The 11,750-nt window shown below is 67.7% G+C and carries 11 protein-coding genes; 4 read left to right on the plus strand and 7 right to left on the minus strand.

Features of this window, described 5'->3' with window-relative positions:
- Positions 1 to 5: 5 nt before the first annotated feature.
- Positions 6 to 1,118, minus strand: a complete 1,113-nt coding sequence (locus tag U5919_RS09075; protein ID WP_336023761.1) for a glycosyltransferase family 4 protein — start codon at positions 1,116 to 1,118, stop codon at positions 6 to 8.
- A 144-nt stretch (positions 1,119 to 1,262) separates the two neighbouring features.
- On the opposite strand from U5919_RS09075, the gene U5919_RS09080 reads away from it, so the two are divergent.
- Positions 1,263 to 3,281 carry an aldo/keto reductase gene (locus U5919_RS09080; RefSeq protein WP_336023763.1) on the plus strand — a complete coding sequence of 673 codons (2,019 nt, stop codon included), beginning with the start codon at positions 1,263 to 1,265 and terminating at the stop codon, positions 3,279 to 3,281.
- Positions 3,274 to 4,125 (plus strand): CDP-alcohol phosphatidyltransferase family protein, encoded by an 852-nt coding sequence (locus U5919_RS09085; RefSeq protein ID WP_336023764.1) that lies wholly within the window; start codon positions 3,274 to 3,276, stop codon positions 4,123 to 4,125. Before U5919_RS09080 ends, U5919_RS09085 begins: the two co-directional genes overlap by 8 nt.
- An 18-nt stretch (positions 4,126 to 4,143) precedes the next feature.
- Here the strand turns inward: U5919_RS09085 and U5919_RS09090 are convergent, their stop codons facing one another.
- Positions 4,144 to 5,052: an AEC family transporter gene (locus U5919_RS09090; RefSeq protein WP_336023766.1), complete on the minus strand. Its 909-nt coding sequence runs from the start codon at positions 5,050 to 5,052 to the stop codon at positions 4,144 to 4,146.
- A 141-nt stretch (positions 5,053 to 5,193) separates the two neighbouring features.
- Entirely contained in the window at positions 5,194 to 6,702 is a 1,509-nt protein-coding gene (locus U5919_RS09095) for an amidase (RefSeq protein ID WP_336023768.1), read from the minus strand.
- Between the two features lie 150 nt (positions 6,703 to 6,852).
- Between U5919_RS09095 and U5919_RS09100 the strand changes: the two genes are divergently transcribed.
- Entirely contained in the window at positions 6,853 to 8,112 is a 1,260-nt protein-coding gene (locus U5919_RS09100) for an iron-containing alcohol dehydrogenase family protein (RefSeq protein ID WP_336023769.1), read from the plus strand.
- A gap of 29 nt (positions 8,113 to 8,141) precedes the next feature.
- On the opposite strand, the gene U5919_RS09105 is transcribed toward U5919_RS09100, so the two are convergent.
- Positions 8,142 to 8,723 (minus strand): hypothetical protein, encoded by a 582-nt coding sequence (locus U5919_RS09105; RefSeq protein WP_336023771.1) that lies wholly within the window; start codon positions 8,721 to 8,723, stop codon positions 8,142 to 8,144.
- A 113-nt stretch (positions 8,724 to 8,836) separates the two neighbouring features.
- Between U5919_RS09105 and mobA the strand changes: the two genes are divergently transcribed.
- On the plus strand, positions 8,837 to 9,445 hold the full coding sequence (mobA, locus tag U5919_RS09110; protein WP_336023772.1) for a molybdenum cofactor guanylyltransferase: 609 nt from the start codon (positions 8,837 to 8,839) through the stop codon (positions 9,443 to 9,445).
- Positions 9,446 to 9,563: 118 nt separating this feature from the next.
- Here mobA and yqeC read toward each other — a convergent pair whose 3' ends face one another.
- The 3 genes from yqeC to epsC form a co-directional block, all read right to left on the minus strand.
- Entirely contained in the window at positions 9,564 to 10,331 is a 768-nt protein-coding gene (yqeC, locus tag U5919_RS09115; RefSeq protein ID WP_336023774.1) for a selenium cofactor biosynthesis protein YqeC, read from the minus strand.
- An 89-nt stretch (positions 10,332 to 10,420) separates the two neighbouring features.
- Complete coding sequence (locus U5919_RS09120; RefSeq protein ID WP_336023776.1) at positions 10,421 to 10,792, minus strand: CBS domain-containing protein; 372 nt, start codon at positions 10,790 to 10,792, stop codon at positions 10,421 to 10,423.
- 71 nt (positions 10,793 to 10,863) lie between these two features.
- Positions 10,864 to 11,736 (minus strand): serine O-acetyltransferase EpsC, encoded by an 873-nt coding sequence (epsC, locus tag U5919_RS09125; protein WP_336023778.1) that lies wholly within the window; start codon positions 11,734 to 11,736, stop codon positions 10,864 to 10,866.
- Positions 11,737 to 11,750: the final 14 nt, after the last annotated feature.

Genomic DNA, 11,750 nt, shown 5'->3' on the forward strand with positions numbered 1-11,750 from the left:
GATCTTTAATGTAGGGCCCGATCGACGTGTTCGCAGATCTCCTCGCGGAACCGTGCCCGGCCGAACCGAGCAGACGACTGTTCGGGGGGTCGATCCCGTTCGATCGCCGCGCTGAGTATCTCGATTGCCTCGTCGACCGATCCGAACAGTCGATCCTCGCGTTCGTCGAGGACCTCCCGCTGTCCTCCGCTGTCGGGGGCGAACGCGATCATCCCGCTTGCGACGTACTCCGCGACGGACATCCCGAAGTGCTCTCTGGGTTTGAGATTCAGCCCGTACCTGTGCGTCCCGAGCAACTCGTCGAGCCGCGTTCTGGAGACGTCGCGTTCGACGGTGACGTACGGGCGTTCGTCGGCCGCGCTTTCGACCCGTTCGACGTACCTGCGGTACGACCGCGGAGCCGTGCCGACGACGTGGAGGTGAACGTCGTGGCCGCGTCGCCGGACGCCGTCGACGACCTCGACGGCGTCGAGTACCCGTTTGTCGGGTGCGATGCGGCCAGCGACGACGACGCCGCCCTCTCGCTCGCGCCAGTCGGCCCGTGGCTCGATCGGATCGATCGGCGGATGGACGACGGCCGGCTCGACGCCGTAGACGCGCTCGAAGACGTCGGCCGTCCACGACGAGTTCGCGAGCGGCGTGACATCGTCGAACCCGTTTCGGGCGGGCCCCGCGACTCGGCTCCACAGCGGGTTCAACGCACCCGACGCGTCCGGTATTCGGTTCAGTCGGAACTGCGGGTAATGGACGTACTGCACCGAGGGAATCGAGAGGTCGAACTCGTTCGCCGTGCTCACCGCGAGGTCGAACGCGTCGGCCTCGCGTTCGAAGAACCGGCTGACAAGGACGCTCCTGAGCGGTAACTGCGGACCGACTACCGGCCCGATCGTCGATAGCGCCCTCGCGACCGCAGTCCCGCCGCGTGGACTTGGGACGTCGATCCGTCTCGCGTCGAGATCGATATCGAAGCGCTCGGCGAGGACGCTCGGTGGCGTCTCCGAGAGCGTGAACAGGCTCACGTCGTGATCGCGCTGGAGCGCTTCACAGACGGAGAGACAGACGACGTCCGCGCCGCCGTGGAAATCCAGCGTGTTGTGGACGACGGCCACCCGTGCCATACCCTTCGTTCGGTCCGTGCCGTGATTACTCCGTTGGCCGCAACGGCGACGGCTCCCGCCTCCGCGGTGCGGGCCAGTTTTGATTCTGCCACGTATTGGAATCCGCCAGCGCACTTTTGCTTCCGCCCGCCGAATCGGCGTCCGATGGAGTGTGCCTTCGTCGGTGCTGGCGCTGTCGCGCGTAAGTACGCCGCCGGGCTCGAAGATTCGCCGCTGACTCTCGCGGCCGTCTGCGACCTCGACTGCGAGCGGGCCGAGCGGCTCGCGAGCGCCTACGACGCTGCGGCCTACACGGACCTCGGCGCGTTGCTCGACGCGGAGGCCGCGCCGCTCGTGGTGAACCTCACGAGCCACGGCGCACACGCCGATGTCACGGCTGCGTGCCTCGCTGACGACCGGCACGTATTCAGCGAGAAGCCGCTCACGCTGGAAGCCGACCGCGCGAACGCTCTCGTCGGTCTCGCGGACGAGCGCGGCCTCGCTCTCGGCTGCGCGCCGATCAACCACCGCTGCGACGCACAGCGACACGCCCGGACGTTCCTCGACGACGGCCGGTTGGGAGAGATCCGACTGGGGTACGCACACGCGCACGTCGGACGAGTGACCGAGTGGCACGACAGCCCCGATTCGTTCCTCGCAGCCGGGCCGCTGTACGACGGCGCGGTCTACCCGATCTCGCTTCTGATCGACTGGTTCGGCCCCGTTGCGGCGATCAGGACCGCCGACGCGCTCGACGTGTGGCCGGACCGTGAGGAGCGCACCCCGTCCCGCCCGGCACACGTCGAGGCGACGGTCGAATTCGCGTCTGGCCCGGTGGTTCGGCTCACCGCGAGCCTCTATGCGCCCCACCGCAGCCGCGAGTTCAACAGCCTCGAACTCCACGGCGACGACGGTTCGCTGTACCTCGCCGACAGCGGCGCGCTCGCGGCCGAACGGGACACTGTCTCCGTCGGCGGCGCGGGTCGGCCGTACGTGGCGGCTCCGCACCCCTTTCCGCGACGCGAAACCCGGTATCTGTCCGGTCCCGAGAACCTCGCCACGAGGATCGAACGCGGCGACGCTCCCACGGGCGGCGCTCGACGAGCGGCGCACGTCGTCGCCGTCTGCAACGCCGTCGAGCGGGCGGCGGTGAGAGGCTCTCGCGTCGCGGTCGACGATGCACCGACGGCGACACGCGGTCTCGTCGACTCCGATCGCTTCGCACCGCCGGTCTGCCCGCCGGATCGCGGTGCCGCAACGGGTCCAACGACGGCCAAATCAGACGCTCCCGAGGTTCGCGACGCCGCGATCCGGCTCCCACCGATCGGCTTCGGGTGCTCGCGGTACCGCGACGGCGAGTACGTCGACCGGATCGACTCGGTCGCGACGGCGCTGGACGCGGGCTATCGCCTGTTCGACTCAGCCGAACTGTACGGCAACGAATCGCGGATCGGCGCGCTCCTCGATTCGCCCGGATCTCCGGACAGAGAGGGGTTGTTCGTGATCGGCAAGGTCTGGAACACGAACCACGAACACGTGCTCGAGGCCTGTACGGGGAGCCTCGACGAACTCCGGATCGACGCCTTCGACTCGTATCTCCTCCACTGGACGGAGGCGTGGGCCTATCAGGGACCGCTGTCGGACCTCGCCTCCAAACCCGTCGAGGCGCAGGAGGAGTTGACGTTTCCGACCGACGAGCACGGCGATCCCGCCGCTGCCGACGTCTCCGTGGAATCGACGTGGCGTCGGCTCGAAGCGCTTCACGACCGGGGGCTGACGCGGACGCTCGGCGTCTGTAACGTCTCGCTGTCGCAACTGGAACGGATCGTCGACGTCGCGAGGGTGCCGCCTGCCCTCGTGCAGGTCGAATCGCACCCGTACCGGCCTCGCTCCGCGTTGGTCGAGTGGTGCCACGCGAGAGGAATTCGCGTGCTCGCGCATTCGCCACTGTCCGCGCCCGGGCTCCTCGAGGAATCCGTAGTACGGGAAATCGCGGACGACCACGGCGTTTCGCCCGCCGAAATCGCGCTCGCCTTCCACGTCGACCGCGGCGTCGTTCCGATCCCCGCTAGCAACGATCCAGACCACGTCGTCGCGAACCTCGCGGCCGCGCGGATCCGCCTGACCGACGCGGACCGACGGCGTCTCGCAGCGCTCGAGGACCCGGAGTTCGAGCGTGACTGACGCGGCGTCGGTCCCGACGAGACTCCGCCGCGAGTGGGTCGCCGTCGCGACGGGCGCGTCCGTTCTCTTGGTCTCGGGAGCCGCGGCTCTCTCGTTCGTCGTCGACGCCCCGACGCTCGCCGCGGCGACGCTTCCCGCCACGCCGGGACTCTCCGTGTCGACTGTGCTTGCCGGTCTACCGGTCCCGCTCCGCTGGCTTGTTCCGACCGCTGCGGTCGCGGCCTACGAGCTGTGGTTCTGTTTCCGGTACCTCCGATTGAACCGCCCCGAGGCGTCGGCTGCCGGCCGCTCGCCGCACCGTCGGTTGGGCGTTCCCAACCTCGTCACGCTCGCCCGCGGCGGGCTGTTCGCCGCGGTAGCGGGCTTTGTCGCACTCGCACCGCGCGCAGAGATCGCGTGGATTCCCGCGATCCTCTATGGTTTCGGATGTGCGTTGGACGCGGTCGACGGCGCGCTCGCTCGACGGCTCGACCGCCGCACCGTCCTCGGCGCGAAACTCGATATGGCGATCGATACGACCGGGTTTCTGCTCGCGCCCGTCGTCGCGGTCCTGTGGGGTCAACTGCCGATCTGGTACCTCTCGCTGTCGGTCGCACGGTATCTGTTCAAATTCGGACGGGGTCTGCGCCGTCGCCGTGGGAAGTCTGTCTACGACCTGCCGGACAGCCTCGTTCGCCGCCCGCTCGCGGGGATCCAGATGGCGTTTATTACGCTCGCGCTCTCTCCGCTCTTCGATCTGGGCGCGATCCGGCCGCTGGCGGCCGTCGTCCTCGCGCCGTCGCTCGCGGTCTTCGCTCGCGATTACCTCGTGGTCTCGGGCCGGATCGCACGCAGCCGTCGGTGACTCCCGCCGTCCCGTGCCTCAGCCGACTGCGCGAATGAGCACGAACAGCGTCGCGATCGACGCGAGTGTGGTCAGAAACACGTTCAGCGACGCGAACTCCTCGTCGCCGCCGAGTTCCGAGGCGAACACGTACGTCGACACGGCGGTCGGCGTCCCGAGCATCACGATCGACGCGGTGAACGTCGCGGCGTCGACGCCGAGAAGCGACAGAGAGACCCACCCGATCGCGGGCATACAGACGATCTTCGCGGCGACGACGGCCCCGCTCGCGCCGATGTCGACGTTCGGGAGGTCGACCTGCAGCGATGCGCCGACGCAGAGCAGCGTGATCGGGAGCGCTAGCATCCCGAGAACGTCGAGCCCGGCCGTGATCGGTTCGGGGACCGGGAGACCGAGCGAACCGATCGTCAGCCCGGCGATCAGCGTCGCGAGGACCGGGTTGCGCGCGAGGCGACCCAGTTCCTCGCCGACCGAGGCGTCGGCCTCGTTGATCGCCGTGAGGATGAGTATCGTGAGCGGCACCTGCGTCAGCGACACCACCCCGAGGACGACGCTCGCGATGGCGGTTACCCGCGCATCGAACGTCGCCGCTACCAGCGGCAATCCGAGATAGCCCAGATTGGAGTGATACGACTGGATGATCGCGACGCTCCGCCGACCGCGCTCCTCGCTTCGCCGATGGATCAGCCACGCGATGCCGACAGTCCCGAAGACCGCCGTCAACAGCCCCACGAACAGCTCCCCGGTGAGCAGCTCGCCGATCGCCTGATCGTACGTCGAGACGAAGATGAGCGCCGGCAGAGCGGCGTAGTAGGCGACCGTGTTGAGCAGTTGCGTCCGCGACTCGTCGAGCACGCCCGAAAAGCGCAGTCCGGTCCCGACGAACAGCAGCACTAACAGCGCGAGCAGTCGGGATAGGACCTCCATACCGGGTCCGACTCGTTCAGGTGTCTTACGCTATTCGACTCCGGGCCGTTCCGGTGTGACGCCGATCTGTTCAGTCGCGGTTCCGACCCGATTCCCCCGGGTTCAGTCAGGGTCCCGACCTGATTCACTCGCGGTTCCGATCTATCGGAACGGCTCCGTCCGTTCGTACGCCCCGGCCAGCCGGAAGAGCGCCGCCTCGTCGAAACGCTTGCCAACCAACATCATCCCCACCGGCGCGCCGCCGACGTCTCCGCAGGGCACGGTGAGCGCGGGGTGATGACTCGCGTTGAACGGCGCGGTGTTGTAGCCGATCGCCGATCTCGAGCCTTCACCGAGCATCGCTTCCAGCCCCGTCTCTCCGCCGGACGGCGGTGGGGTGATCGGGACTGTCGGCAGCACGAGGGCGTCCACGTCCGCCAGCGCCTCGTCGTACGCCTCGCGCACTGTGGCGGCGAGGTTCTGTGCCTTTCCGTACACCGATCCGCCGTAGTTACGCCGGACGAACTCCGAGGCGAGCCAGCTGACTTTCGCTGCCGCGGGGAGATCGCTGCTTCGGGCCGCAAGTGCACGGCTGAGATACCGAACGGCACCGGTGTCATACCATCCGCTGAAGCCGCTCAGGACGCCGTTCTGCTGGAGGACCTGCCCGTAGCCGTAGCGGATGATAGAGAGCGTCACGTCCACCGCCACGGCGTGTTCGGGAACCGAGACCTCGGTCACCTCCGCGCCCAGCGCTTCGAGGTCGGCCACCGCGTCTCGGACGGTTTCGATCACCTCGTGGTCGCTCGCCTCGTGTTCGAACCCCTCTCGAAGCACGGCCACCGTCATCTCCGAAACCTCGGCCTCGGCGGCGTCGGTGTACGCCTGCACGTCGAGGTCGTGGGGCTGTCGCGGGTCGAGTCCGTCTCTGCCCGCCATGGCCGACAACGCGATCGCCGCCTCCCCGACGGTCCGGGTGATCGGGCCGACGTGATCGATCGACGGATCAGCACCGAAAACCCCGGTGTAGGGGACCAACCCGTGCGTTGGTTTCAGGCCGACGAGGCCGCCGAACGACGACGGGATCCGGATCGATCCGCCTTGGTCGCCGCCGATTCCGATATCGATCTCACCGGCCGCAACCGCCGTCGCGGTCCCCGAGGAGGACCCGCCGATGCTGTGCTCCGGCGCGGTCGGATTTCGCACCGGTCCGTAGTCCGACGCCCCGATCGAGAAGCTCCACATATTGTTTTTGCCCGCGATCGTGCCACCGGCGTCGAGTACCCGCGAGACAACGGTCGCGTCGACGGTCGGGACGTACCCCTCCAACACCCGCGATCCGTTCGTGAGCGGAATCCCCGCCACGCTGATGGAGTCTTTCAGCCCGATCGAAAACCCTCCCAACTGACCGTCCTCCGCCCCGTCGACGCGACATTTGGTGATCCACGCGTTGTGTGGATCCTCGTCTTCGTCCGGTTGGTAACCGGGACCCCGGCGAGCGTGATCGTACTCTCGGGGCGGCCGTTGCGGGGTGGCCAGTTCCTCGATCCGTTCGAGCGGGGCCAACCTGTCGGCGACGACTCGCGCGTACGTTTCGAGCTCACCATCGCCGATTACGATTCCGAGGTCGTCGGCGAGCGCTTCGAGTTCGGGTTTCGACGGCGATCTCACGAACGCCCCTCCGTCTCGCCCGTCGATGTCGTGTTCATCGGTCTCACACTGGACGATGCGGCGTGATCAATCTATGGGGCCGCGAGGAGTCGGTGAACGCTCGCCGATCGACGAGTAGCTCTTTGTCCCTCGCGTTCGTATCCGGTCCAAATGCACGCGAAGGGGTTCTCGTTCGACTATCGCACGGGTAAGATCGTCGTCGGCTCCGGATGCGTGGCCCGTCTCGGCGACGAAATCGACCGCCTCGGCCGCGAGCGGGCGATGCTCGTGAGCGGGCAGACCGTCGGGACCACGGCCGCGGTCGTCGACCCCCTCCGGGCGGGGCTCGGTGACCGGCTCGTCGCGGAGTTTCCCGAAACGACGCCGGCGAAAACGCTCGGGACCGCTCTCGACGGGCTCCGACTCGCCCGCGAGCACGATGTCGACGTCGTCGTCGCCGTCGGGGGCGGCAGCACGCTCGACACGGCGAAAACGCTCGCGGCGCTCTCCTCGCACGATCGTTCGAGCGAGACGGCCGACGCCGCGACGGTCGCCGAACGCGCCGTCGAGACGGGCGAACTCCCCGTCGCCGACGACGGCGACCCGCTTTCGATCGTCGCGGTTCCGACGACGCTCGCCGGGGCAGATCTCTCCGACATCGCGGGCGTGACGCTCACGCTTGACCGCGACGCCGACACCGACGGCGGGACTCGTTCGGACGCGGACGAGGGGCCCCCGAGCGGCGGCGTCGGCGACCCGCGGTTGATGCCGTCGGCGCTCTTCTACGACGCGGATCTCTACCGGACGACGCCGCGGTCGGTGCTTGCGGCCTCGGCGATGAACGGCTTCGATAAGGGCGTCGAGATGCTCTACTCGCCGCACGCGACGCCGATAACCGACGGCACCGCCGCCCGCGGCCTGCGCCTGCTCGCGTCGGGGCTCGGGACGATCCGCGAGGACCCGATGGACGAGAGCCGCCTCGCGGACGTCCTCGGCGGCATCGTGAACGTCCAGTACGGGCTCGCGGGAAGGGAGGGATACCGCGCGTCCATTATCCATGCCTTCGGCCACGGGTTCTCCCACGGCTTCGACGTTCACCAGGGGACGATCCACGGCGTCGTCGCCCCGCACGTCCTCCGCTACGTCTTCGGGGAGATCGACGGCAGACGGCGACTGCTCGCCGAGGCGCTCGGTCGTTCGATCGACGGGGCGTCGGACGCGGCGGTCGCCGACGCCGTCGTCGCCGCCGTCGAAACCGTCCGCGACGACCTCGGGCTCCCGAGCCGCCTCCGCGACCTCGACGGCATCGCTCGGGCGGATCTCGACGATGTCGCGGCGGCGATTCACGACGATTCGCTTCTCGACGTCGCGCCAGAGGGAATCGATCCCGACGTCGCGGCCATTCGAACGGTCCTCGATACCGCGTGGTGAGGCGAGCCCGTTCTACGATCGGTAGCTGTCTATGACGACAGGTCGGCGTCTTCGAGCGCCGCGGCGAGGCGCGACCCGTCGGGAACGGCGTCTCGGAACCCCTCGGAGTCGATTCCGACTTCCCCGTTGACCGAGAGGAAGCCGAGTCCGCCGTCGGGGGCCTCTTCGAGGTTCACGACGAACGCGACCTTTCTGGCGGCGGGGACGCCGTCGATCGCGAGTTCGGCGTCGATCGAACCGTAGAGCCGCCGGTTTTCGTAGACGTGCTCGACGCACTTCGCCGTCGGCGCGAACAGCAACAGCAGGTTGAGCGCGGGCTCGGTTCGCCCGAGTCGCTTTCGCAGGACGTGCTCGTCGTCCTCGTAGAAGTACCGCTCCATCCGGCGGTACTGTCGAAGGATCTCGTTCGCGCCGCTCGCCATCCGCACCGCCGGATCCGCCTTCAGCTCGACGAGGTACTCGACGCGCTCGGGGGGTCGCGTCCGGACGTACAGATCGACCGAACCCCGGTTGCCGTAGTGGTCGTACGGCTCTTCGAGGCGGATCTCCGGCGAGTCGAAGGCCGCCTCGAAGTGCTCGACCGCGGCCGTCGCAAGTTCGTCCTCCCGCATCGGTTCGACGGAGAGCCCGCCGGGATATATGCGCTCCGCTGTGATCGTCCGGGTTGGTTTCACTCTGCCGTCCGATCGGTGCGTTGTTCTATCCGGTCCGCCTACGGGACCCTATGCGCGCTGCGCTCATCCTCGCCGGCGGCCGTTCGACCCGCTTCGGCGACCGCGACAAGGCGGTCGCAGAGCTCGCCGGCACGCCGATGATCCGACGCGTCGTCGATCGGCTCGCGCCCGTCGTCGACGAGGTGGTGATCAACTGCCGGAGGGATCAACTAGACGCGATCGAGGCGGCGCTTTCGGGGGTCGATCCCGAGCCGGCGTTCGCCGTCGACCGCGACCCCGACGCGGGGCCGGTGGCTGGTATCGCCCGCGGCTTGGAGGCCGTTTCCGCGGAGTACGCGGTGGTCGTCGCCTGCGATATGCCGTTCGTCGAGCCCGACGTCGTGCGGCTTCTGTTCGAGCGCGCGGCGGGGGAAGACGCCGCGGTCCCGCGACCGGACGAGTGGTATCAGACCACGCAGGCCGTCTATCGGACCGAGGCGATGCGCCGGGCCTGCCGTCGGGCGCTCGAACGCGGGGCGGATCGGATCGTCGCGCCGCTGGAGGAACTCGACGCGGTCGTCGTCGACGCGATCGAGTCGGTCGGCTCGCTCGACACCTTCGAGAACGTCAACACGGTCGAGGAGTTCGAGGCGGCGAAAGAGCGGCTCGGAAGCGAGTGAGGGCTTCGCCGGCTCGCGTATCGCTGCTTCGCGGCCGGCCGTCTCACAATTTCCGCTTCCCGAACCACCGTCTCGAAACCGCGGCTCTTCGACCCGCCGTCCTGCGGATCTCGGGCGCTCAGACGACGTCGACGAGTGGATCCTCTGCCCGCATCTCCGCCAGAACCACCCGCGGGACGTCGACGCGATCGTGGATTTCGGCGGCGACCTCTCGGGCCGTCGCTTCGAGGTCGTCGTCGTCGACCATATTGAGCAGGGGAATCGCCGTCGCGCCCGCGGGAACGTCTTTCAGCCCGCCTTGTTCGCTCGCGAGCACGGCGGCGACGTCCGCCGCGGAGATCTCCTCGCCCTCGGACAGTCCGGTGATCTTCGATACCTCGTCGACGCGGTGAACGAGCGATTCCGAGAGGGGTTCGCCCACCACGTGAACGCTCGCGACCGACACCACTATGTCCGCTGTTCTCGGGAGCTGCGGTTCCTTCGACGACGGTGCTTTGAACCGTCGCATCCGCGCACCGTCGGCCTTCACGAGCACGGGCACGTCGAACTCGCCGAGTTCGTCGACGACCGCCGGATCGTAGCCCCGATAACGGTCGTCGCGTTCGCGTTCCGGAACGAGCCCGAGCGGCCAGCCGTCCTCGGATTCTGATTCGGGGTCACTGCTATCACTCGGCGCGTCGCTCGTCATTTCGCCGAGCGCGCCCACCGGATCCTCCGTGACGACGACGCGGTCGACCCAGTCGTCGAAAATCGGGATTCGGACGGTCGCGGTGACGACGGCTCGGTCCAATCGTGAGGCGAGCGCGGCGAGCGTCGTCTTCTTCCCGCCCGCGCCGACGACGCAGGTCGTTCCGCTGTCGGCCTCCAGCGCAGCGACGATATCCATACGCTTCCCACGCGAGCGACGTTGTTGAGACTGTCGAACAGGCAGTGTACTTTGAGGCTAACAGGCAGTGTACTCCGCCGGATGGCCGCTCAGGACAGTTGCGCGGTGATGTCCGTCGAGGAGACCATCCCGACGAGGTCGTCGTCGACGACGGGGAGGTGACTGATCCCGAAGTTCTCCATCATCGCCGCCGCCTCGGTGAGCCGAAGCTCAGGCGTGACGGTTTCGACCGATTCGGTCATCACCTCTCCGACAGTGGTTTCTGCGGGGTCGCAATCGCGAGCGATGGCGTCGAGAATGTCCGTACTGGTGAGGATCGCCAACTCGGTCGACGGCACCAAGAGCGCGCCGACCTCTTCGCTCCGCATCCGCGTGGCCGCCTCGACCAACGTCGCGTCCGGACTGGTCGTCACGAGCGACGTCGACATCACATCTCTCACTAGCGTCCGTTCGCTTGGCATACGCGGACCGACGCGACGGAGGGGCTTCGATGTTTCGTCATCGCGATCGGCCTACTGCTCTTTTACTCGGCTTACTGCTCTTTTTCGTAGCGCTTCCGCTCCTGCGTCGGGTGGTCCTTGATGAATACTTTCGTGTGGTCCGGGATGTCCTCGGTGATCCAGGAGTTCGCACCGATGCTGACGTGATCCCCGACCGTCACCGCTCCCAGCACTTTCGTTCCCGCGCCGATGACGACGGAATCGCCGATGTCCGGGTGCCGCTTGTATCCCTTCTTCAGCGCGTGCTCGTCGCTTTCTTCCTCCTCGAAGTGGAGCGCGCCGAGCGTCACGTCCTGGTAGAGTCGGACCCACTCGCCGACGGTCGCGGTCTCGCCGATGACGACGCCCGTGCCGTGGTCGATGAAGAAGTAGTCGCCGATCTCCGCGCCCGGGTGGATGTCGATGCCGGTCTGGGTCTTTCCGTACTCGGTGAGCTCTCTGGCGTACTCGGCCGCGCCGATGTCGTAGAGCACGTGCGCGAATCGCTGGATCGCGATCGCCAAGAAGCCGGGGTACGAGCGGATGATCTCCATGTACGTCTTCGCCGCGGGGTCGCCCTTGTACGCGGCCTCGACGTCTTTCTTCAACAGCGATCGGACGCGTGGGAGGCTGTCCAACACGGCCGCGACCATCTTGTCGGGCCGGCTGTCGGTGTACGGGCAGATTCCGGCCTTGACGAGGCTCCCCAAGTCGTCGAGGCGGTCCAACACGGCCAGTTCGTCGCGGACGAGCTCCGGCGAGTTCCAGCACGTCGGAAAGAGCAGCTCCTGCAGGATCGCGATCTCCTCGCGGCGGTGCTCTCGGTCGGGGAAGCACGCCGTCACGCTCGTCGGGAACGGTTCCGCGTCGTTCTGATACGAGTCGAAGAGCCGTTCGTGGGCGTCTCCGGCGTACCGGTAATCCATACCCCGTCTTCTCA

This window comes from Halobellus sp. LT62, assembly GCF_037031285.1.
GTDB classification, from domain to species: domain Archaea; phylum Halobacteriota; class Halobacteria; order Halobacteriales; family Haloferacaceae; genus Haloquadratum; species Haloquadratum salinisoli.